General features: G+C 69.9%; 23 protein-coding genes. 6 read left to right on the forward strand and 17 right to left on the reverse strand.

Going from position 1 to position 21,835, the window contains the following annotated elements:
• Positions 1–63: 63 nt before the first annotated feature.
• Positions 64–984, forward strand: a complete 921-nt coding sequence (locus BLW44_RS14585; RefSeq protein WP_060927514.1) for a sugar kinase — start codon at positions 64–66, stop codon at positions 982–984.
• A 51-nt stretch (positions 985–1,035) separates the two neighbouring features.
• Here the strand turns inward: BLW44_RS14585 and BLW44_RS14590 are convergent, their stop codons facing one another.
• The 5 genes from BLW44_RS14590 to BLW44_RS14610 are packed head-to-tail and all read right to left on the reverse strand — an operon-like array spanning position 1,036 to position 6,542.
• Positions 1,036–1,902: a MurR/RpiR family transcriptional regulator gene (locus BLW44_RS14590; RefSeq protein ID WP_060927515.1), complete on the reverse strand. Its 867-nt coding sequence runs from the start codon at positions 1,900–1,902 to the stop codon at positions 1,036–1,038.
• Positions 1,903–1,916: 14 nt separating this feature from the next.
• The gene (locus tag BLW44_RS14595) at positions 1,917–3,431 is read right to left on the reverse strand and encodes a glycoside hydrolase family 3 protein (RefSeq protein WP_074731861.1); all 1,515 of its coding nucleotides are present in this window, start codon (positions 3,429–3,431) and stop codon (positions 1,917–1,919) included.
• Positions 3,428–4,261 carry a carbohydrate ABC transporter permease gene (locus BLW44_RS14600; protein ID WP_060928592.1) on the reverse strand — a complete coding sequence of 278 codons (834 nt, stop codon included), beginning with the start codon at positions 4,259–4,261 and terminating at the stop codon, positions 3,428–3,430. Before BLW44_RS14600 ends, BLW44_RS14595 begins: the two co-directional genes overlap by 4 nt.
• Entirely contained in the window at positions 4,258–5,235 is a 978-nt protein-coding gene (locus tag BLW44_RS14605; protein WP_060928593.1) for a carbohydrate ABC transporter permease, read from the reverse strand. The genes BLW44_RS14600 and BLW44_RS14605 overlap by 4 nt, the downstream gene beginning before the upstream one ends.
• Positions 5,236–5,249: 14 nt before the next feature.
• The gene (locus BLW44_RS14610) at positions 5,250–6,542 is read right to left on the reverse strand and encodes a sugar ABC transporter substrate-binding protein (RefSeq protein ID WP_060928594.1); all 1,293 of its coding nucleotides are present in this window, start codon (positions 6,540–6,542) and stop codon (positions 5,250–5,252) included.
• A 143-nt stretch (positions 6,543–6,685) separates the two neighbouring features.
• Here BLW44_RS14610 and BLW44_RS14615 point away from each other — a divergent pair, with 143 nt between their 5' ends.
• The 4 genes from BLW44_RS14615 (at position 6,686) to BLW44_RS14630 (ending at position 10,010) form a co-directional block, all read left to right on the forward strand.
• Entirely contained in the window at positions 6,686–7,936 is a 1,251-nt protein-coding gene (locus BLW44_RS14615; RefSeq protein ID WP_060928595.1) for an LCP family protein, read from the forward strand.
• A 17-nt stretch (positions 7,937–7,953) separates the two neighbouring features.
• Positions 7,954–8,814 carry a spermidine synthase gene (locus BLW44_RS14620; RefSeq protein WP_060928596.1) on the forward strand — a complete coding sequence of 287 codons (861 nt, stop codon included), beginning with the start codon at positions 7,954–7,956 and terminating at the stop codon, positions 8,812–8,814.
• Positions 8,815–8,947: 133 nt separating this feature from the next.
• Positions 8,948–9,475, forward strand: coding sequence for a hypothetical protein (locus BLW44_RS14625; protein ID WP_060928597.1), 528 nt, complete (start codon positions 8,948–8,950; stop codon positions 9,473–9,475).
• Positions 9,476–9,521: 46 nt separating this feature from the next.
• Positions 9,522–10,010 (forward strand): SprT-like domain-containing protein, encoded by a 489-nt coding sequence (locus tag BLW44_RS14630; RefSeq protein WP_060928598.1) that lies wholly within the window; start codon positions 9,522–9,524, stop codon positions 10,008–10,010.
• A 96-nt stretch (positions 10,011–10,106) separates the two neighbouring features.
• On the opposite strand, the gene BLW44_RS14635 is transcribed toward BLW44_RS14630, so the two are convergent.
• From BLW44_RS14635 to BLW44_RS14685, 11 genes are all read right to left on the reverse strand, one after another.
• On the reverse strand, positions 10,107–10,616 hold the full coding sequence (locus BLW44_RS14635) for a DUF3054 domain-containing protein (protein ID WP_082724657.1): 510 nt from the start codon (positions 10,614–10,616) through the stop codon (positions 10,107–10,109).
• A 74-nt stretch (positions 10,617–10,690) separates the two neighbouring features.
• Positions 10,691–11,353, reverse strand: a complete 663-nt coding sequence (locus BLW44_RS14640) for a 2-phosphosulfolactate phosphatase (protein ID WP_060928599.1) — start codon at positions 11,351–11,353, stop codon at positions 10,691–10,693.
• Between the two features lie 77 nt (positions 11,354–11,430).
• On the reverse strand, positions 11,431–12,903 hold the full coding sequence (locus BLW44_RS14645; protein ID WP_060928600.1) for an ABC transporter permease: 1,473 nt from the start codon (positions 12,901–12,903) through the stop codon (positions 11,431–11,433).
• Positions 12,900–13,661: an ABC transporter ATP-binding protein gene (locus BLW44_RS14650; RefSeq protein ID WP_060928601.1), complete on the reverse strand. Its 762-nt coding sequence runs from the start codon at positions 13,659–13,661 to the stop codon at positions 12,900–12,902. Before BLW44_RS14650 ends, BLW44_RS14645 begins: the two co-directional genes overlap by 4 nt.
• A gap of 85 nt (positions 13,662–13,746) precedes the next feature.
• A complete protein-coding gene (locus BLW44_RS14655) occupies positions 13,747–14,382 on the reverse strand; it encodes a response regulator (RefSeq protein ID WP_174521385.1) in 636 nt (211 codons plus the stop codon).
• Positions 14,379–15,557, reverse strand: a complete 1,179-nt coding sequence (locus BLW44_RS14660) for a sensor histidine kinase (protein WP_060928603.1) — start codon at positions 15,555–15,557, stop codon at positions 14,379–14,381. Before BLW44_RS14660 ends, BLW44_RS14655 begins: the two co-directional genes overlap by 4 nt.
• Positions 15,558–15,619: 62 nt before the next feature.
• Positions 15,620–16,411: a class I SAM-dependent methyltransferase gene (locus BLW44_RS14665; RefSeq protein WP_060928605.1), complete on the reverse strand. Its 792-nt coding sequence runs from the start codon at positions 16,409–16,411 to the stop codon at positions 15,620–15,622.
• Positions 16,412–16,455: 44 nt separating this feature from the next.
• Positions 16,456–17,613 carry an AMP-binding protein gene (locus tag BLW44_RS14670; RefSeq protein WP_074731863.1) on the reverse strand — a complete coding sequence of 386 codons (1,158 nt, stop codon included), beginning with the start codon at positions 17,611–17,613 and terminating at the stop codon, positions 16,456–16,458.
• A gap of 16 nt (positions 17,614–17,629) precedes the next feature.
• A complete protein-coding gene (locus BLW44_RS14675) occupies positions 17,630–18,541 on the reverse strand; it encodes a 1,4-dihydroxy-2-naphthoyl-CoA synthase (protein WP_060927389.1) in 912 nt (303 codons plus the stop codon).
• Positions 18,542–18,619: 78 nt separating this feature from the next.
• On the reverse strand, positions 18,620–19,579 hold the full coding sequence (locus tag BLW44_RS14680) for a permease prefix domain 1-containing protein (RefSeq protein ID WP_060927390.1): 960 nt from the start codon (positions 19,577–19,579) through the stop codon (positions 18,620–18,622).
• 1 nt (position 19,580) lies between these two features.
• A complete protein-coding gene (locus BLW44_RS14685; protein WP_060927426.1) occupies positions 19,581–19,913 on the reverse strand; it encodes a PadR family transcriptional regulator in 333 nt (110 codons plus the stop codon).
• A gap of 130 nt (positions 19,914–20,043) precedes the next feature.
• Here BLW44_RS14685 and BLW44_RS14690 point away from each other — a divergent pair, with 130 nt between their 5' ends.
• Positions 20,044–21,021, forward strand: a complete 978-nt coding sequence (locus BLW44_RS14690) for an o-succinylbenzoate synthase (protein WP_060927391.1) — start codon at positions 20,044–20,046, stop codon at positions 21,019–21,021.
• A 156-nt stretch (positions 21,022–21,177) separates the two neighbouring features.
• On the opposite strand, the gene BLW44_RS14695 is transcribed toward BLW44_RS14690, so the two are convergent.
• The gene (locus tag BLW44_RS14695; protein ID WP_060927392.1) at positions 21,178–21,801 is read right to left on the reverse strand and encodes a TetR/AcrR family transcriptional regulator; all 624 of its coding nucleotides are present in this window, start codon (positions 21,799–21,801) and stop codon (positions 21,178–21,180) included.
• Positions 21,802–21,835: the final 34 nt, after the last annotated feature.

Consider the following 21,835-nt stretch of genomic DNA (forward strand, 5'->3'; position numbering starts at 1 on the left):
CCTCCAGGTTGCATTCCGGTATCGGATATTCTGCGTCGACGGCGATCCGGTAGTGTCCAGAACGTGCCCGACACGTCTCCGCTCGCCGCCTGCCTGGGCGAGGGCCTGGTCTCCTTCGTCCCCGCGACCGCCGCTCCTCTCGAGGACGCCAGAACCTTCCATCGCTCGCTCGCCGGAGCGGAGTGGAACACGGCGATCGCCCTCGCATCCGCCGGCATCCGCGCGGCCGTCGTGTCCCGCGTCGGCGATGACGGCTTCGGGCGATTCCTCACCTCCGAGCTGCGCAGGCACGACGTCGACGACTCGGCCGTCGAGATCGACGCCGACGCGCCCACCGGCCTCTACGTGAAGGAGCTCTCGCCTCGGCCCGATGGATCGATCGACGGGACGATGCACTACTACCGGGCGGGATCTGCGGCCTCGCGGATGTCCCCTGCCACGCTCGCCGCTCCCCCGGCATCCGCTCTGCTGGCCGAGGCGGCGCTCGTGCACACGACCGGCATCACCCCCGCTCTCTCCCCGTCTGCTCGCGCCACCCAGGACGCCGTCTTCGACCGGCCCCGCGACGGCCGGCTGCTGAGCTTCGACCTGAACTGGCGCCCCGCGCTCTGGCGTGGGCGCGAGGACGAGGGGCGCCACGTGATCGCCGACCTCGCCCGTCGTGCCGACATCCTCTTCTGCACGCGTCCGGACGCCGAGGCGGTGTTCGGCACCTCCGAGCCCGAGCAGCTGCGCGCGCTGTTCCCCGAGCCCCGATACCTGCTCGCCACGAGCCCGGACGGCGCCGTCGCGTTCGACGGGGCCGAGCGCACGGAGAGCCGCTCGCTCGACGTCCCCGTCGTCGAGTCGATCGGCGCGGGAGACGCGTTCGCCGCCGGATTCCTCGCCGGCGTGCTGACCGGCCTCTCGCTCACCGGGAGTCTTGCGAGGGCGCATCGGATCGCGACGAGGGTCCTCGTCAGCACCCGGGATCACGTCGACTGACGACCCGCGCGAGCAGCCGTCGGCTCTGCTCGGGTCAGCGACGGCGCCGGGTCAGCGACGGCGCCGTGTCACTGCGGCGTCGTGCGTGAGCTGCAGGGGGATGACAACGGGTTCACCGCGATGCTGCACCACACGGACGAACAGGATGTCGACGAGCGCCAGCTGCGCTATGCGGCTCGACATCGCCGCCATCCGGAACGGGGACTCCTGCGCGTAGGTGAGCAGCACGATGTCGGCGGCCAGCGCGAGAGTCGAGTCCGGTGCACTGGTGATGGCGACCGACAGTGCTCCCGCGTCCCTCGCGACCTCCACGGCTCTGACGACCTCCTGCGTCTCGCCGCCGTGGGAGAACGCGATCACCACGTCGTCCTGGTTGCGCAGCGATGCCGTCGTCAGCGCCAGGTGGGGGTCGGCCGAGTGCGCGACCGAGCAGCCGATGCGCGCGAGCTTCTGCTGCAGATCCTGCGCGGTGAGCGAGGACGCGGCCTGGCCGAAGAGGTCGACATGCCGCGCGGCGACGACCGCGCGCGCGACGCGGTCCAGCGCATCCGCATCCAGCCCCCGCGCCGTCTTCTCGATCGCGTCGATCTCCTGCGACGCGAGCTTGGCGGCGATGGCCGACGGCTCGTCCTCCGGATCGATCTCGGTGGTGTCCAGCCCGAACCTGGCCTGCTGCGCCTGCGCGAGCGTGACGGTGCGGGCGACAGCGACCCTCAGCTCCCGATAGCCGCTGAACCCCAGGGACTGCGCGAAGCGGGCGACCGTCGACAGCGAGGTGTGACAGAGCTGGGCGAGGTCGTTGATGGCCAGGTCGACGACGAGCGTGGGGTCACCGAGTATCGTCTCCGCGACCCGTGCTTCGGCAGCACTCAGTCGGGGAACGGATCGGCGCACCAGCGCGAGAACATCGGCGTCCACGGTGTCATCCTGCCTCAGTCGGGCCGTCCTGCACCGTCCGGCGGAAGATCGGCGCGGCGCGGCGCCCCCTTCAGGAGACGGGATCTGGCCGTCTGAGCGCCGATCCTGCTGGCCGCGCCCACCTCGATGACGGGCAGCGGCAGCGCGCGCCGAGCAGCCAGTCCGACGTTCACCACGACCGTCTCGGGGTCGCGCGCGGCGGCCCGCTCGACGAGCGCGCGCTGCGCGTCGTCCGCATCCGGTCGGTCCAGCAGGATCACCGTGAGCCCTTCTGCAGCGACCGCAGCGTCGAGCGCGGCGTCCTGCTCCTCGAGCGACGACCTTGCGACGTCGAGCCGCGCCCGGTGGCCGTCCTCGGCCAGGGCCTCGGCGACATAGGCACCCGCGCTGTCGACCGCGAGGGTCGAGCGGCGACGGGCATCGACGACGGCGAGCGACGCCTCATCCGCCGTCGCACCGCTGATCGCCCGGTCGACGATGTCGCGCGCGTCGTAGCCCCCAGCCGGCGACACCGCGGCCTCGCGCGCCCGGAGCTTCTCGGCCAGAGCCGCGACCCGCTGCGCCGCCTCCTCGACCCGGCCCCGGCTCAGCGATCCGTCGAGCAGTGCTGCGACGATGCCGTCGCGGGCGTCGAGGAAGTCGCGTCTGTCCTGATCTGCGAGCGCGGCCTCGCCCGGATTCGTCGGGTTGCCGATGCACAGCAGGTCCGTGCCGGCGGCGAGCGCGAGGGCTGCCCCACGACCGATGCCGACGGTCTCCCTGATCGCCGCCATGTCGAGGGCGTCGGAGATGATCACTCCGTCGAAGCCCCAGTCGCGCAGCATCTCGAGCACGCGCGGATTCAGCGTCGCGGGTGCCTCTCCCCATGCCGGGACGACGATGTGCGCGGTCATGATCGCATCGACTCCCGCAGCGATCGCCGCACGGAACGGAGCGAGATGCACGCGCTCGAACTCGTCGAGGTCGAGCGCGATCTCCGGAAGAGCATGGTGCGAGTCGACGTGCGTGTCACCGTGGCCGGGGAAGTGCTTGACACAGGCCGCCGCTGGGCCGCTCTGGATGCCGGCCACGGCCGCCCGCACATGGCGGGAGACGAGGGCCTCGTCGCTGCCGAATGAGCGCACTCCGATCACGGGATTGCGCGGGTCGGTGTTGACATCGGCGACCGGCCCGAGCACGACGTTCGCGCCGACCTCGGCCACGCGGCGAGCGAGCTCGGCCCCGGTCATCCTGGTGGCCTCGACGTCGTCGAGCACGCCGAGCTGCGCGGCGCCAGGGAGTGTGGATCCTGTGGCGGACTCCAGGCGGGTGACGCTGCCGCCCTCCTCGTCGACGCCGATCAGGGCATCCGGATTCGTCTCTCGAATCCGCGCGCTCATCTCGGCGAGGCCGTCTCCGATGTTCTGCCCGAAGTAGACGACACCGGCCAGGCCGTCGCCCAGTTCGTCGAGCAGCCACGCGGGCGGCTCGGTGCCGAAGAAGCCCGGCCAGAGCACTCCGTTGGCGAGACGGGCGAGGTCGTCGCTCATCCCTTCACCGCGCCCGCGACCATGCCGGCGGAGAGCCGACGCTGCACGATCACGAAGAACACCATGACCGGGATCGTGATGATCGTGGAGGCCGCCATGATGCTGCCCCAGTCGTTCGAGTGCAGCCCGAAGAACGACTTCAGACCGATGGACACCGTGTACTGATCGGTGGCGCTGCCGAGGATCGTCATGGCGAAGATGAACTCGTTCCACGCCGTGATGAAGCTGAAGATGCTCGTCGCGACGAGACCGGGCATCACGAGCGGCAGCAGGATCGAGCGGAACATCCGCCACCAGCTGGCGCCGTCGATGTACGCGGCCTCCTCGAGCTCTACCGGGACGGCTGCGACGAATCCGCGCAGCATCCAGATCCCGAAGGCGAGCGAGAGGGCGACGTACACGACCATCAGACCGAGGATGCTGTTGAGTAGACCGAGGCTCTTGACCTGCAGGAACAGCGGGATGACGAGCGCCTCCAACGGCACCATCTGCACGACCAGGATCATCATCAGGATGGTGGTGCGGAACTTGAACCGGAATCGCGCGACGGCCACCGCGGCGAGCAGGCAGACCAGGGCGCTGACCAGCACCGTGACGACCGCCACGATCGCGGAGTTGCGCAGGTACGTGCCGAACCCGCCGTCGGTCAGCACGAAGGCGAAGTTGTCGAAGGTGAACTCCTGCGGCAGCAGCGACTGACCGCCACTGGATGCCTTCGCATCGAGCGCGCTGGAGACCATCCAGTACACGGGGAACAGGGTGAAGATCAGGACGGCGGCGATCGCGATGCCGGTCCCGACGCGCGACATGACAGACGGGCGCGGGTTCACAGCTCGTCCTCCTTCATGAGGGAGCGGATGTACACGATCGTGATGCCGATCAGCACGAGGGTGAGCAGCACGGCGAGCGCGGCACCGAAGCCGTAGCGGTTCTGGCCGAAGGACTCGACGTACGACCAGACGCCGAGGTTCAGCACGGAGCGGTTGCCGCCGCCTCCACCTGGCATCAGGTAGACCTGCGCGAAGACCTTGAAGTCCCAGATCGTCGACAGGATGATGACCACCGAGAACACCGGCTTGAGGGTCGGGAAGATGATCTTCCAGAACCGCATCCACGCATTCGCCCCGTCGAGGGCGGCCGCCTCGAGCATCTCCTTCGAGACGCCGAGCAGACCGGCGAGCACCGTGATCGCGACGAACGGGAAGCCGTGGTGCACGACGTTCAGCAGCACGATCGCGTAGAACGACCACTGGTTGGTGAACCAGTTCACCGGGTCATCCATCAGTCCGAGGTCCTGCAGAACGGTGTTGAAGATGCCGCGGTCGGCATCGAAGATGAAGGTCCAGACGTACGTGCCGGTCACGGCGGGCATCGCCCACGCGACCATGATGCAGCTGGAGACGATGGTGCGCCAGACGGTGCCGAGCTTCGCCAGCAGGAGGGCGACGAGCGTTCCGACGGCGACCGTGACGAACACCGCGACCGCGGCGAACCCGACGGTGTTGGGAAGGACGACCGTCCAGAGCGTCGGGTCGGTGAGCGCCTCGACGTAGTTGTCGACGCCGATCCAGTTGCTCTCGCCGGTGTTGATCTCGCGCAGACCGTAGTCCTGCAGCGAGTAGATGACGACCTGGATCAGCGGCCACAGCATGAGCACCGCGAGGATGGCCAGACCGGGGGCGAGAAGGAGCCAGGGGCGGGCCGTGATCAGCGAGAAACCCCGCTTGGGCGGCCGGCCGCCGGCCACGGAGGCGGAGGTGGACTCCGTCTTCGTGGCCGGCAGCGGCGCGTGCACCATCGACATGAAGGGATGCAGCCTTACTTGTTGAGCAGCTCGGTCATCTCGGCGGCGGCATCCTTCGTCGCGGCGGCGACGTCCTTCTGCCCGCTGAGGATGGCCTGGATCATCGAGTTGGTGGTCTTCTTCGCCTGCACGGCTCCGAAGTTCGGGGTGACCGGCACCGAGGCGCCGCCCTCCACCATCTGCTGCGCGAACGGAGCGACGAGCGGGTCGGTCGAGGCGAGCGCCTCCTCCATCGCGGACTGGACGCCGGGGAAGTAGCCCGTCTCGTCCGCCCACTTCTCGGCGAACTCACCCGTGGTCATGAGCTTGACGAACTCCCACGCGAGGTCGGCGTTCTTGGTCGTGTTGAAGACCGAGAGGTGCGATCCGCCGAGCACGGACGGCGCGATGCCGCCGTCCTCTCCCGGGATGACCGCAGCGCCGATCTTTCCCTCGAGGTCGGGGTTCGCCTCGATGAGCGCCTTCGGGGTCCAGGACCCCGAGAGCATCATGGCGACGTTGCCCTGGGTGAACGCGTCACGCAGGTCCGTCTCCTTCCAGGTGGTCGCACCCGCGGAGGAGAAGCCGTGCTCGGTGGCGAGTCCGGTGTAGAACTCGATGCCGGCCTGCGACTCGTCGCTGTCGAGCTCGCTCGTCCAGGTCTTGCCGTCGAGCGTCGCGACCTCGCCGCCTGCGCCCCAGACCCACGGGTAGACCTGGAACTCGGCGTCACCGGCGACGGGGAACGGCAGCATGTCGGGCTTGGCGGCCTTGATGGCCTCGCCTGCGGTGACGATGTCGTCCCACGTCTTCGGCGCCTCGAGTCCGAGCTCCTCGAACACGTCGGTGCGGTAGACGATCGAACGCACACCCGCGTACCACGGCATGCCGTAGAGGCTGTCGTCGTAGGTGCCGGCTTCCGCGAGCCCGTCGACGAGGTCCTTGCGCAGGCCCTTCTCGCCGTCGACGTACTCGTCCAGCGCCTCGAGCGCGCCGGCGTCGGCGAACTCGGCGGTCCAGGTGGTGCCGGTCTCGGCGATGTCGGGCGTGGTGCCGCCGGCGATCGAGGTCACGAAACGATCGTGAGCATCCGCCCACTGGATCTCCTCGATCTTGACCGTCGCACCGGTCTCCTCCTCGAAGGCCGCGGACACCTCGTCGTAGAACGCGGTCGCGTCGGGGTTCGTGCCCTTCATGATCCAGACGGTGAGCTCCTGGCCCTCTCCGTCGACGGCTCCGCCGTTGTCGCCGCCACCGCCGGCACAGGCCGCCAGGCCCAGGGTGGCCACGGCGCCGAGCGCCACGACCGGAAGAATGCGCTTGTGCATCAGGGATCTCCTCTTTGAACGTCCTGGCGGCATCGGATGCCTACCACGTAGGAAAAAGTATTCATCACTAACTAATTCCCTGCAAGTTATTCTCAGAAACGTCATGCGGCCGTAACATCGCCCCTCGCGGGTAGGCTCTGCGCATGCCAGGGGCCCTCGACGACGCGACGCGCGCCACGGTCGCGCGCCATGCCGACCTGCCGACGCCGACCGCGATGTCCACGTTCCTCCGACTCCTCGGAGTGGCCCTCGGCGTACTCATCGTCTCATCCGTCGCGGTGGCGAGCTTCATCGTCATCGACGTGCTGAACCGTGTGGGAGACGGCGCGGTCGCCCTCGAGGACGACGCCGAGGTCGCCCCGCCCTCGCTCGGCGCGTATCCGAGCGACAAGGCCTTCAACGTCCTCATCGTCGGCACCGACGAGTGCGGGGCGGTCTCGACGAAACTGCTCGGCGAACGCTGCGAGAAGACCGACGAGGGCAGCCGCAACGATGTGAACCTCCTCGTCCACGTCTCCGCCGCACCGCGCAACGTCACGGTCGTCTCCTTCCCCCGCGACCTGGGCGTCGAGGTCCCGGAGTGCGCCAGGCCCGACGGCTCGACGGCATCCGCGATGGAGAAGGCCCCGATCAACTCCCTCTTCGACCACGCGGGGGTGTCATGCATCGCGAAGACGGTGAGCGACCTCAGCGGGCTGCCGATCGAGTTCGCGGCCAAGATCAGCTTCGACGGCGTGATCGCGATCACCGATGCGATCGGCGGCGTCGAGGTGTGCGTCGCCGGTGACGGCATCCACGACACCCTCGCCGGCATCGACCTGCCGGTCGGCACCCACACGGTCTCCGGAGCGAGCGCCCTCGCGTTCATCCGCACGAGGCACGGAGTCGGCGACGAGAGCGATCTGGCGCGCATCTCGAACCAGCAGCAGTACATGTCGCGGCTGGCCAGGAAGGTGCTGAGCGCGGAGACGCTAACGGACCCCGGAAAGGTGCTGCGGCTGATGAACACGGTCGCCGACAACATCGTGCCCAGCGAGTCGCTCAGCAACGCCCTCACCCTCAGCCAGCTCGCGTTGGCGCTCAACGACGTCAAGTTCTCGGACTTCGTGTTCGTGCAGTACCCGAACCTCGAGGATCCGGACGACAGCGACAAGGTGGTGCCGGACTACGACGCCGCCGCTCCCCTGTGGGCGGCGCTCATCGCGGGCGAGCCGATCGCCCTGTCCGGCGACGTGGCGACACACCGGAGCGTCGAGCTCGCGACGCCGCCGCCCTCCGCGCCGCCGACCGCGGACCCGACCGATGCGCCGCAGACGCGTGCGACGCTGCCGCCGGAGATCTCGGGCCAGAGCGTCGATCAGCAGACGTGCTCGGTCGGGAACCAGGCGGAGTGAGCGCGTAGTCTCGGAGCATGGGCAGGACGCGAGCACGAGACACGGAGCATCCGCAGGCCCGGCTCGACCACGGCGGCATCGCGCGCATCGTGCCGTCGGAGTTCACGACCGGCTTCGAGCTGATCGTCGATGACACGCCTCAATCGCACGTCGACCTCGACGATCCCACCCACCTGCACTTCGAGTACATCGTGCGCATGGGCGCCGTGATCGACCAGCTGCCGGCCGGCCCTCTCACCGCCGTCCATCTCGGGGCCGGCGCCCTCACCATCCCCCGCTACATCGAGGCGACGAGGCCGGGCTCCCGTCAACAGGTCGTGGAGCTGGAAGCCCCTCTGGCCGCTCTCGTCCGCGAACACCTGCCGCTCACGCGCGGAGCGGCCATCAGACTGCGGATCGGGGATGCGCGCGAAGGCGTGCGTCGACTGCCACCGGCGATCGTGGGCGCCTGCGATCTCGTGGTCTCAGACGTCTACTCCGGCGCCCAGACGCCGGCGCACCTCACCAGCCTCGAGTTCTACCGGGAGCTCGCGGAGCTCCTCACCCCCGGCGGAGTCCTGCTCGTCAATGTCGCCGACGGCCCCGGACTCGCCTTCGCCCGTCGACAGGTCGCGACGATCGCCGAGGTGCTACCCGAGATCGGCGTCCTCGCGGACACCCAGGTGCTCAAGGGCCGACGCTTCGGGAACCTCGTGATCGCCGCATCGGCCGCGCCGCTCCCGACCGAATGGCTCCCGCGGATGCTGGCGGCCGGCCCCCACCCGGCGAAGATCGCCCAGGGCGCAGAGGTCACGGCATTCGTGCAGGGTGCGCGGGTCGTGACGGACGCGGATGCGGTCGCCTCGCCGCGCCCTGACGCGTCGCTGTTCCTGCGCTGACCGCCCCTTCCCGCTGCCGGTCCGGTCGAGATCGGGTTCTCCGAGATCGGATGCGCGCGCCAGGGGCGTGCCGCCCCTCGACCGGCGCCGACCCGAGGCACACTGGTGTGGGGACCGCTGCGGAAGGAGAGCAATGAGTTTCATCCGAGGGTACGACCAGGAGACGCTGCGCGAGCTGGTCGATCTCGATGAATGTGCGGCACGACTCGAGGAGATCGAGGGTCAGCGGAGCCTTCCTGCCCTGCTCGAACGCGTATGGCTTCTGAAGGTCCTGGATCGACTGGACGAGGCGCTTCCTCTGGCAGACGAGGCCGTCCGACAGTCGCGCATGGCCGGCACCCGCAAGGACGTCCTCCGGGCCCGCGTGCTGCACGCCACGATCCTCCAGCACCGTGGCGCGCACGCCGCAGCCGAGCAGGAGCTCGCCACCTGCGCCTCGGAGGCGGAGGGCCAGCGCTGGGCGTCCATCGCCGCGTTCGCCCACCACCACCATGGCCGCAACGCGTACGAGGCCGGAGATTACGAGACGGCTCGCGAGAGCTTCAAGCAGTCGCTGTTCCTGCGCCGCGAGGCGGGGGCGCAGGACCGTGAGCTCGAGACCGTGCTGCTCGCGATCGAGGCGGCGGAGCGTCGCCGGACGTCGCAGCTCGTCGCCGGCTGATGCGCCTGTGCACAGCGATGTCGGCGGCATGGCTTAGCCTGATCCCATGGCGGAACTTGACCGGGTGCGCGTCTGGGGCGAAGCACTGATCACGCTGCATCTCGACGACAGCTGGTCGTTCGGCTTCGACCACGCGAAGAGGCGGGCCGGGCAGTGCGATTACACCCGCAAGCGCATCACCGTGTCGCGATATCTGGCTGCCCGGTTCGAGGACGACGAGATCCACCAGGTGCTCCTGCACGAGGTCGCGCACGCGCTCGCCGGGCATGAGGCCGCCCATGGCCCCGCCTGGAAGCGCGTGGCGAGAGACCTCGGCTACGTCGGCGGCACGACCCATCGCGGTGAGACCGCGGTCGAGCTCGCCCCCTGGGTGGGCGAGTGCCCGGTCGGTCACGTCACGTACCGCCATCGTCGTCCCGCGCGCGCCACGTCGTGCGCTCGCTGCTCACGCTCCTATGACGCCCGGTATCTGTTCGCCTGGACGCGACGCGAGATCACCGCGGACACGAAGCTCGCCGCGCAGATGTCGCGCTGATCAGCGCGGCGCGGCCTGGCTGAGGTGCGGCCGCTCCAGTCGATCCCGGTCCGGTCGCCGAACCGAGCACGACGTGAAGCCGACCGATGCGTGCCGTCAGCTCGTCGGATGCTCAGGGTCCGAGGCGGCGTCTGCTTCTCGGTGCGGCGCCGAGTCGGACGGATCGGGTTCGCCTGCGATCGGATCTCCGGCTGCCGTAGCGTCCGGCCCCGCTCCACCGGTCGCCGCGTCGCGCTCGTCCCGGGTACGCGCAGCCCGCCCACGCAGCAGCGCGGCCACCGCTCGCCAGCCGACGAGGAAGACCCCCAGCACCAGGGTCGCGACGATGATGAAGGCGGTCTGGGCGGTCTCGCCCGAGACGATCCGCAGCAGCATCCCGCCGATGACCGTCACCACCCACACGACGGCACCCCAGCCCAGTGACCAGGGGCGGCGAGGCCGGGCCGGCAGCAGCGCGGCGATCAGGTGACCGAGCAGCAGCGCGACGATGAAGGGCCACGCGGTGATCAGGAATCCACCGGGGTCCTCCTCGTGCGAGGCGCGACCGATGACGGCGAACACGAGCACGAACAGGGCGTCGAGGATGAGAGCGGGGACGTACCTCATGCCACGACCCTACGTCGCCGGCGCAGGATCCCGCGCCGGGCACCCGGCCTGTTGCGAGAGCGCGCACGGGCGGGTCACTCGAAGACGACGAACGCTCCCTCTCGGAGCACCGGCACGACATCGAGCGCGTCGACCTCGGCGGCCCGCGCGGTCGTCGTCGGGGTGACGCCGGATGAGAGCATCCGATCGGTCGCGGCGACGCCGTCGGCGAGCTCGCGCGCGGAGCCGCTCGCGCCGATCAGGTGACGAAGCGCGCGTCGCAGTGCGCGGAAACCCTCGGCGGCGACAGCCGCGTCCGGCGCCGTGTGGTCGATGCCCAGGTCGGTGAGGGCGGCGATGATCGCTCCCGCTCCGAGCTGGTCCTCGACGGCGAACCGGAGCATCCCGGCTCCATCCGCCTCACCGGCCGCGATCACCGCCACCGAGGTGCGCGACCCGTTGCGCTCCTGCAGCGTCGTCACGGCCCGCGCCACCGCCGAGGCGTTGCGCAGACCGCCGACCAGCACGACCGCACCCTGCACCTGAGCAGCGGCCGCGACAGCCGCGCCGTTGCGCGACCACCCCACTGCGTCGTCGAGCCGCACCGAGCCCCCCGAGGCCACGGCATCCGCGACGCTCGACGAGAATCGCAGCACATCGACCACCACCACGACATCCGCGGGTGCCAGGCGCTGCAGCCCCGCGACACCCCAGTCGAGGCGCACCTGATATGTGGACTGATCGAAGGGAGACGGCATCGCTCCAGCCTAGAGCCGACCGGATACGGCGACGCCCCGACGGTCGCGGCGGCGATCGTCGGGGCGTCGGCAGGGCGTCAGTCGGCGGCGAGCGCCTCGACCGGAGCCACCCTCGTCGCGAGCCGCGTGGGCGTGGCCGCCGCGACGAGCGTGAGCACGGCCGTCGCGGCGACGATGATGACCACGGGCAGCCACGGCACGTGCGGAGCGACGAGTCCGGCCGGCTCGAAATCGGGGAGCGTCGGGGTCGAGCCGAGCAGCGACTGCGCGGCGATCCAGCCGTAGACGATGCCGAGGACGAGTCCGGTGAGGGTCGCGGCGACCGTGATGTGGGTGGCCTCGAGCAGCACCATCCGGCGGACCTGGGTGTTGGACAGTCCGATCGAGCGCAGCAGCCCGAGCTCGCGCCGACGCTGCACGACCCCGATGGTGAGGAGGTTGACGAGCCCGACCGCCGCGATCACGGCGGAGACCGCCACGAGCACCATCATCACCGCGGCGAAGGCGTCGAACGGGGTGAAGAACTCCGCGGGGACCTCTCCCTCGACCTGCCCGATCAGCATCTGCTTGACCGATTCCAGGGCGACGGCGAACATCGTCACCAGCGTGACGCCCATGACCACCCCGATCGCCATGCGCGAGGACCGCTCCGGGTAGCGCAGCGCGTTCTCGGCCGCGAGCCTCGCCGTGGCGCTCGACCCGAACATGCGACCGACCAGCCGCAGCACCGGCGGCATGAACAGCACCGACCCGAGCGCGAGTCCCGTGAACGACAGCAGGCCGCCGAGGAACGCGATGACCACGCCGAGCGGATGCACGAGACCCACGGCGACGCCGGCGGCCAGCAGGATCGCCCCGGAGATCAGCAGCACCCACGCGCCGACGTGACGGCTGGTGCGGTTGACCTCATCGTGGGTGCGCTCGACGCTTCCGCCGATGGCCTGCAACGGGGTGACGGCGAGGACGCGACGCGACCCTGCCCAGGCGGCGGCCCAGGTGGTGAGGGCGACACCGAGCGCGGGGAGCAGGATGAACGGCTGCCAGAGGGAGAACCCCTCGGGCACGTTGGCGATCAGCCCTGAGCCGATCTGCACGCCGATCGCGGCGATCGCCAGCCCGGCGCCGAGACCCAGTACCGCGCCGATCACGCCGACCACGAGGCCCTGCGTGCCGACCTCCGAGCGCTGCGAGCGCGCGGTGGCTCCGATCAGACGCATGAGCGCGATCTGGCGGGTTCGCCCCGCGATGATGGTCGAGAAGGTGTTGGCGGTCACGATCGCCGCGACGTACATCGCGACGGCGGTGAGGAGCACCGACAGCAGGGCGACGATGAATGCCAACGTCTCGCTGTCGCCGATGAACGGATCGGCCTGCAGCACGGCCCCGAGGTAGGCCGTGGTCTCGACGAGCACGACGCCGAAGGCGGCGGAGAGCGCAGCGACCAGGATGCTCGCGCCCATGCCGCGATCATGCAGCCAGGCGAGACGGGGACCGGTGGCCGACGTCTGCGGCACGTCGGTGCGTGTCGCCGTAGTGATGACGGCGCTCATGCCGCGACCTCGGCAGCCAGCATGTAGGCGGAGATCTCTTCGGCGGTCTGGCGGGGGTGATCGGCGACGATCCGACCGTCGCCCAGGAAGAGCACACGATCCGCGTAGCTCGCGGCGATGGCATCGTGGGTGACCATCGCGATGGACTGACCGTGCTCGCGGCTCGCGGTGGCGAGCAGCTGCAGCACCTCGCGGCCGGTCTTGGAGTCCAGGTTGCCGGTCGGCTCGTCCGCGAAGACGAGATCGGGAGCCGTGGCGAGCGCGCGGGCGATCGCGACCCTCTGCTGCTGTCCGCCGGAGAGCTGGTGCGGCCTGTGCTGCAGCCGCGATCCGAGACCGAGGGTCTGGATGAGGCCGTCGATGCGGGCCTTCTCGATCGCGCTCGGACGCCGACCGTCGAGCTCGAACGGGAGCATGATGTTTCCGAGCGCCGTGAGCGTGGGCACCAGGTTGAAGGCCTGGAAGATGAAGCCGACCCGGCGCCGACGCAGGATCGTCAGATCGAGGTCGCCGAGTCCGGTGATCTCGGTGTCGCCGATCCAGGTCCGCCCCTCGCTCGGGGAGTCGAGTCCCGCCATGATGTGCATGAGCGTGGACTTGCCGGATCCGGACGGTCCCATGATCGCGGTGAACTGGCCGCGGCGGATTCCGACGCTGACGTCGTCCAACGCGTGGACGGTGCCTTCTCCTGCGCCGTAGGTCTTCTTGAGGTGCTGGACGCGGGCTGCGAGCCCGAGGTCGGTGGTCGTGATCTCCATGCCTTCGACGCTACGGAGCGGAGTGCACCTGCCGCGTCGCCCTGGCGACGCATCCGCGTACATCGCAAGGATGATCCCGCGGACGTCAGGCCAGACCGTGCTCGAAGGCGAACACCACCAGCTGGACGCGGTCACGCAGGGAGAGCTTGGTGAGGATGCGGCTGATGTGCGTCTTCACCGTCGCCTCACTGAGGTACTCCCTGGCCGCGATCTCCGAGTTGGAGAGTCCCCTGGCCGCCAGCGCGAAGATCTCCCGCTCGCGGTCGGTGAGGGCGGAGTACTGCGGGGGCACGGGCTTCGGCGCCTCCGCGAAGTGCTCGAACAGCTCTCTGGTCGCCGACGCGGCGATGACGCTCGACCCGGAGTGGACCGTGCGGATCGCCGCCAGGAGGAACTCGGGATCGGCATCCTTCAGCAGGAATCCGCTCGCTCCCTGACGGATCGCCCTGGCCGCCGCCTCATCGAGGTCGAACGTCGTGAGCATCACGATGCGGGGAGGATCGGGCTGTGCGAGGATCTCGGCGGTCGCGGTGAGACCGTCCATCACCGGCATCCGGATGTCCATCAGCACGACATCCGGTCGCGTGGTCGCGACGAGGGCGATGGCCTCACGCCCGTCGGCCGCCTCGCCGACGACATCGAGGTCGGGTTGCGAGGCGAGCAGCATCCGCACGCCGGCGCGGAACAGCGCCTGATCATCGACGAGGACGACCCTGATCATGCGGATTCTCCGATCGGAAGCGACGCGCGGACCACGAACTGCGCGCCCTGGCGCTCCGCCTGAAGGCTACCGCCCACGAGCTGCGCGCGTTCGCGCATGCCGATCACGCCGTGCCCTCCACCGACCTGCGGCTGCTCCCGGCCGACCGTGTTGCGCACCTGGATGTCGACCCGATCGGCGAGCCAGGCCAGATGCACGTCGACCGCCCCGTCGCCGTGGCGGATGGCGTTGGTCAGCGCCTCCTGCAGGATGCGGTACACCGCGAGCTGGATCGCCCCCGGCGGCTCACCCGGCGGTGTCGGATCGACCGTGATGCGCGGCTCGATCCCCGCCTGGCGCACCTGGGCGAACAGCGTCTCCAGGTCGGCCAGCGTCGGCTGCGGGCCGTCTCCCTGACGGTGGCGGAGCTGCGTGAGCAGCAGGCGTACGTCGCTCAGCGCTCCGCGCGCGGTCTGGGCGATCGTGCCGAGCGCCTCGGTCGCCATCTCGGGCTTCGCCGCCGCAGCGTATCTCGCACCGTCGGCCTGCGCGATCACCACGGCGAGCGAGTGCGCGACGATGTCGTGCATGTCGCGGGCGATGCGCACCCGCTCCTGCTCCTCGGCCGCGAGCGACTCCGCCTGCAGCTGCGCGGACCGGGTCGCGCGTGCCCTCAGGACGACGCGCCACAGCAGACCGCAGACCCAGGCGAACCCCAGCGCGAGCGCACAGAGCACGAGCAGCAGGGTGCCGGTGGTGACCTGATCCCATCCGCTGGTGGCACTGGACACGACCCCCGTGACGACCACCATGTACACGGCAGCCACGAGCGCGCCGAAGAGCGCCGAGCCGAACCCCCACCACAGCACCGCTCGTATGCCCCAGGCAGCCGTCGCGTACAGCACCAGGAGGATGGCGAAGTCGATCGGCAGCGGGCCGTAGCCGGCGATCATCTGCGCGATCGCTCCCGCCCAGGCTGCGGCGAGCGCGAGGCCGGGGGCGAGCCTGCCGATCGCGACACCGCCGCACATCAGAATGCCCGACACCACCACGGCCGCCACGGTCGTCCCGTCGACGCCCTGTCCCACGGCTCCCGGCCCGTAGAACACGATCGAGAACGGGGTCAGGATGACGAAGAGCAGCGCCGCCCCGACGATGTCGAGGGCCAGCGCCGTGCGCGAGAGCGGGCGGATCACTCCCCCACGCTACGCGGCGCGGTATGGAGCTCGCATCCGCCTGCAGATGTATCCGCCGGGGTTCACACCCTCGCGATGATCTCGCCGTGCGGCACGAGGAACCATCCGTCGCCGTCGTCGGCCCAGCGCTTCCAGGCGTCGCTGATGTCCTGCAGGTCGGCGACGGTCGCGAGATCGCTGTCCACCAGCTGTCGCGCGAGCGCGGACTCGAGGATGCGGTCGGCCCACATCCCGCCCCACCACGCCCGGTCGTCCGGAGTCGCGTAGCACCAGGTCGAGGCGGTCGCCGTGACGTCGTCGAAGCCGGCCGCCCTCGCCCACGCGAGGAGTCGGCGTCCCGCATCCGGCTCCCCTCCGTTCGCACGCGCAGCCTTCCGGTACAGGTCTAGCCAGCGGTCGAGCTCGGGGAGCAGCGGGAACCAGTGGAAGCCGGCGTAGTCGGCGTCGCGCGCCGCCACGACGCCGCCCGGCGCGGTGACCCGACGCATCTCGCGGAGTGCCTGCACCGGGTCGCCGACGTGCTGCAGCACCTGGTGCGCGTGCGCGACGTCGAAGCTGTCATCCGCGAAGCTCAGTGCGTGCACGTCCTCGACCGAGAATGCGATGTTGTCGACGCCGCGGTCCGCAGCGAGCGTCCGGGACAGCGACAGCGCGTTCTCGTCGATCTCGATGGCGGTGACCTGCGCGACCACTCCCGCGAAGTCGACGGTGATGCTTCCGGGTCCCGCCCCGACGTCCAGCAGCCGGGTCGTCTCGGTCAGGTGCGGGCGGAGGTACTCGGCGGAGTTCGCGATGTCGCGGACGCTGTGGGAGCGGAGGACGGACGCGTGATGTCCGTGCGTGTAGGTGGCCATGCCCCAGTCTGGCAGGGCGCGATCCGCATGCGCCATCCCGCGGATCAGTGCAGTTCGGCGACGGCCCGGCGGATCGCCTCGCGGTCCGGCTTGCCCGACGACAGGACGTCCAGTTCGTCGACCACGATCAGGCGGGCGGGTCGCGCGTGCTTGCCGAGTTCGGCCGCGACGACGTCGCGGGCGTGGGCGAGCTGCTCCGCCTCGCTGCGCCGCAGCGCCTCGCCCCGCTCAGCCACGATCACGGAGGCCTCGCCCCACCGGTCGTCCTGCACGCCGACGACGACCGCTCCGGTGAGGCCGGGTACCCGGCGGACGAGCCGCTCGACGCGGTCGAGGGAGATGTTGATCCCTCCGGAGACGATCACGTTGTCCGCTCGGCCGTGCACGCGCACCACGCCGTCCTCGAACAGTCCGAGATCTCCCGTGTGGTACCAGCGGATGCCGTGCTCGTCGCGCGAGAAGGCCGAGGCCGTCAGCTCCCCGTCGCCGAGGTAGCCGTCGGCCAGCATCGGACCGGCGATCCTCAGCTCGCCGTCGACCGTGCGCACGGCCACCGTGTCGAGCGGAACCCCGTCGTAGACGCATCCGCCGCTGGTCTCGGTCGAGCCGTAGGTGCGCACGAGCCGGATGCCGAGGTCGGCCGCGCGATCGCGAAGGGGCTCAGGCAGCGACTGGCCGCCGACGAGGATCGCGCGGTACGCCTGCAGCGCCGACCGGACGGGGCGGTCGTCTGAGGCGTCGAGGAGCGTCGAGAGCTGAGCCGGCACGAGCGAGGTATAGAGCTCGGGGATCGACGTCATACCCTCGGACGGACGCAGCATCGACAGTGTGGCCTCGGCGAACGAGGTGGGTGAGAACCGGCCGTCGAGCGCCGCCGGACGGGTGCCTGCGAGGAGCGAGCGCACCAGCACCTGGAGTCCGGCGACGTACCCGGCAGGCAGGGCGAGCAGCCAGCGGCCGCTCCCGATGCGCGCGGCCGTGGCATCGGCGCTCGCCCGCAGGGCCTCGCCGCTGAGCGCGACGCGCTTGGGGATGCCGCTCGATCCGGAGGTCGCAATGACCGCCGCCGTGCCCTGCGGAACCCAGTCGGGCGCGTCGCCGAGCATGCCGAATCCGAGTGCCGGGCCGCCGTCGAGCGCACGGGCCAACGCCTCGCGGAGCGCGGCCGGGTCCTCGGCATCCGTCGGGATCAGGGCGACCATGTCCGTCTCGATCCGCTCAGTAGTGCCAGGGGAAGGAGGACCAGTCCGCGTCCCGCTTCTGCAGGAACGAGTCACGGCCCTCGACGGCCTCGTCTGTCCCGTAGGCGAGGCGAGTCGCCTCGCCCGCGAACACCTGCTGCCCGACGAGACCGTCGTCGACCGCGTTGAACGCGAACTTCAGCATCCGGATCGCCGTCGGCGACTTGGTCAGCACCGTCCGCGCCATCTTCAGCGCCTCGCGCTCGAGCTCGGCGTGAGGCACGACCCGGTTGACGGCCCCGGCCTCGTAGGCGCGCTGCGCCGAGTACTCCTCGGCGAGGAAGAACACCTCGCGGGCGAACTTCTGACCGGTCTGTCGCGCCATGTACGCCGAGCCGTATCCGGCATCGAAGCTGCCGACGTCGGCATCCGTCTGCTTGAACCTGGCCTCCTCCGCAGAGGCGATGGTGAGGTCGCAGACGACATGCAGCGAATGCCCGCCACCGGCCGCCCAGCCCGGGACGACCGCGATCACGACCTTCGGCATGAAGCGGATGAGCCGCTGCACCTCGAGGATGTGCAGGCGACCTGCCCGCGCGGGATCATGCACGGTCGTCTCGTCATCGGAGTACTTGTAGCCGTCACGCCCGCGGATGCGCTGATCGCCGCCGGAGCAGAACGCCCAGCCGCCGTCCTTGGGGCTCGGACCGTTGCCGGTCAGGAGCACGGCGCCGATGCGCGGATTCTGTCGTGCGTCGTCCAGTGCGCGGTACAGCTCGTCGACCGTGTGCGGGCGGAAGGCGTTGCGCACCTCCGGCCTGTCGAACGCGATGCGCGCGACTCCCCCGTCGGTGCTCACGTGCGCCGTGATGTCGGTGTAGTCCTCGGCACCGGGCGCGAGCACCCATTCGTCCGGGTCGAAGAGGTCTGAGACGAATGCGTGGGTCACGGATCCACCCTATTCCCGCCCGGGTCGCACGCACAGACGGCGCCGCCCGCGAAGGCGACGCCGTCTGCGTTCTCCCGCTCAGCCGCGGCGGGCGCGGACCGTCTTGATCCATCCGTCGACGATGTCCCAGAGCGGGAACGCGACCAGGCCGAAGCCCGTGATCACCGTGAGGATCCGCATGGTCTCCTCCGTCACGCCGTTGTCGGTGAAGACGTAGCTCAGGAACTCCGGGTTCAGCAGCTCTCCCCGCACCAGCAACGTCAGCGACCATGCCGCGAACACGACCGCGAGAAGGGTGTTGACCACCGCTGCTCCGACCGTCCAGCGCCGCTGGGCGTAGACCACCACGGCGAGCAGGGCCTCGGCGGCGAACAGCGCGAAGAAGAAGGTGATGCCCCAGGGCCAGAGCGCGGGGTCGAGGATCGAGATCGGCTCACCGCCGGTCGGGAAGAATCCGATGAACGCGTCCCACAGCACGGCGCCCACACCGAGCACCAGGAAGATCAGCGATGCGATCGCATCCGCCCGTCCCGCCCCGTTCTGCGTCGGCTCCGGCAGTTGGTCGACGTTCCACTTCACACCGGTGTCTGCGCCGGTGCGTTCGAGGATGAAGAACACGAGCGTCACCCAGAACCCGACGTGCACGATGGAACCGAGGGCTGCGACCACCGAAGTGCCGATGATCTCGCCGGTCGGCGCGCCGTCGATGAGCTGTCCGAGCATGACTCCGCCGAACGCGCAGATCGGCACGATGATGAGCAGCAGCTTCAGCAGGCGCCACCACACGAGGTAGTACTTCGGCCCGATCAGGTGCAGTGGACGGTCGGCGTACCCCGCGGCCAGGATGCCGGGGTCGCCGAGCCCGGTGAGAACGGCGCGTTCGGCCTCGGTCGGCGACTCGCCCTGTTCGAGGCGGGCGTCGACCGCGTCGGCGATCGACGCCTCGAGCTCGGCACGGACGTCGTCCTGCAGTTCGGGGGCGAGGCTGCGGATGGTGGCGCTGATGTAGCGCTCGGTGAGCGTGGCTGTCGTGGTCATGTCAGTTCTCCTCGGCTGTGAGGGTCGCGATCGCCGTCGTGAGCGAGCGCCATTCTTCGGTCAGGGTGTCGGCGAGCCGGATGCCGGCTTCCGAGGTGCGGTAGAACTTGCGCGGCCTGGCCTCGTCGGTGTTCCACTCGCTCGTGAGGTACTCCTGCTTCTCGAGCCTGCGAAGCAGCGGGTACAGCGTGTTCGCGTCGGTGGCGAAGCCGTGGCGCTCGAGGTCCTCGAGCAGTCCGTAGCCGTACCCCGCCGTGCGCAGCAGCTGAAGGCAGGCCAGCACCACGGTGCCGCGGCGCAGTTCCTGCAGATGCTTGTCGAGGATCTCGTTCATGTCGATCACATTAGTGTGCGTCACACACCATTGTCAATGACACATCTCCGTGTGCTGCAAGCGTGGCGCGGGGCTCGGCCGTCGGCACGGCGGATCCCCCGAGGCGGCGCGGACAGAGCAGAATGAGCACATGCTCCCCGCACTCGCAGATCTGCTCGGCTCGGCTCGAGTCGTCTCCCTTCCGATGCACACGCGGTTCCGCGGTGTCGATACCAGGGAGGCCCTGCTCTTCGAAGGGCCGGAGGGCTGGGCGGAGTTCTCTCCGTTCGTCGAGTACGACGACGCCGAGGCCGCGACCTGGCTCGCGGCGGCCGTCGACTTCGCCTGGAACACGCAGCCCACACCACTTCGAGAGCGGATCGGCGTGAACGCGACGATCCCGGCGATCGACGCCGCGGCCGTCGCAGGGGTCCTGGCCCGGTTCGCCGGATGCCGGACCGCGAAGGTCAAGGTCGCAGAGCCGGGGCAGACTCTCGCCGACGACGTCGCCCGGGTGCGCGCGGTGCGCGAGGCGATGGGGCCGGAGGGCCGCATCCGTGTCGACGCCAACGGCCTCTGGAACGTCGACGAGGCCGAGCACGCCGTGCACGCACTGAACGAGTTCGATCTCGAGTACGTCGAGCAGCCGTGCGCCACGGTGCCGGAGTTGGCCGAGCTGCGCGCCCGCGTGAAGTACATGGGCATTCCGGTCGCGGCGGACGAGAGCATCCGCAAGTCGTCCGACCCCCTCGCTGTCGCACGCGAGAAGGCCGCCGACCTGCTCGTGATCAAGGCGCAGCCGCTCGGGGGCGTCACCCACGCTCTGCAGATCGTGACGGCCGCCGGACTCCCCGTGGTCGTCTCGAGCGCGCTCGACACCGCCGTCGGGCTCTCCCAGGGCGCGGCCCTCGCTGCCGCGCTGCCGCGCCTCGACTACGACTGCGGCCTGGGCACGTCATCCCTGTTCCTCGACGACGTAGCCGAGCTTCGCCCCGAGGACGGATCGATCTCGGCCGCGCGCGTGATACCGGATGGCGCCGCGCTCACCCGCCTCGCGGCAGCGGACGACCGGCGCGACTGGTGGCTCGAGCGCCTCGAGCGATGCTACGCCGTGCTCGACGCCCGCTGACAGAGACCGGTCCGGACCCTGACCTCCCCTCCCCGACACTCACCTGCATGCCGAGAAGACGGATGCATGCCGAAACGGGTCGTCTCGGCATGCATCCGTCTTCTCGGCCTGCATCTGTCTTAACAGCAGGCTCAGTTCACCGGATACCGCGCGGGCTCACTCGGCGAGCAGCAACTGGACGAGACGCCCGAGCTCCTCGCCGCTGGTGTGACGGAGCTGCCCTGAGTCCTGACCGGCCATCGCCCCGCGAACGGTCATGCCCTCCCAGATGATCATGAGCATGCGGGCGGCCTCCTCGGCCGGCACCCTGAGTTCGAGCGAGCTGACCGAGACGATGTCGGTGATGATGATGGCGATGCTCGACACCATCTCGCGCTCCTGCGCGAGGTAGGCGGCACCGAACTGCTGGTCACGCAGTGCGCGGATGCGGATCTCGCTCATGAGCATCACGCCCAGACGGTCGTCACCTCCGGCATCCATGATCTGCTGCACGAGCTCGACGGGGTCGCAGCCCTCGGACAGTCCACCGTCCGCGGCGATCTCGTCGACACGCGTGCGCACGGCATTGACGCGCTGCTCGGCGACGCTGCCGGCCAGCATCAGGAACAGCTCGTCCTTCGACTCGAAGTTGGAGTAGAAGGCTCCTCTGGTGAAGCCGGCGCGATCGCAGACCGCTTCGACCGAGGCGCCGTCGAGGCCGACCTCGGCGAACACCTGTGCGGCGGCGTCCAGAAGCCGGGCGCGCGTGTTCTCGCGGCTGCGGGTGGCGGGTGTCGTCATCGAATCCTCCTGCCTCTCATTCTCACACCCCGTA

This window comes from Microbacterium hydrocarbonoxydans (assembly GCF_900105205.1).
GTDB classification, from domain to species: domain Bacteria; phylum Actinomycetota; class Actinomycetes; order Actinomycetales; family Microbacteriaceae; genus Microbacterium; species Microbacterium hydrocarbonoxydans.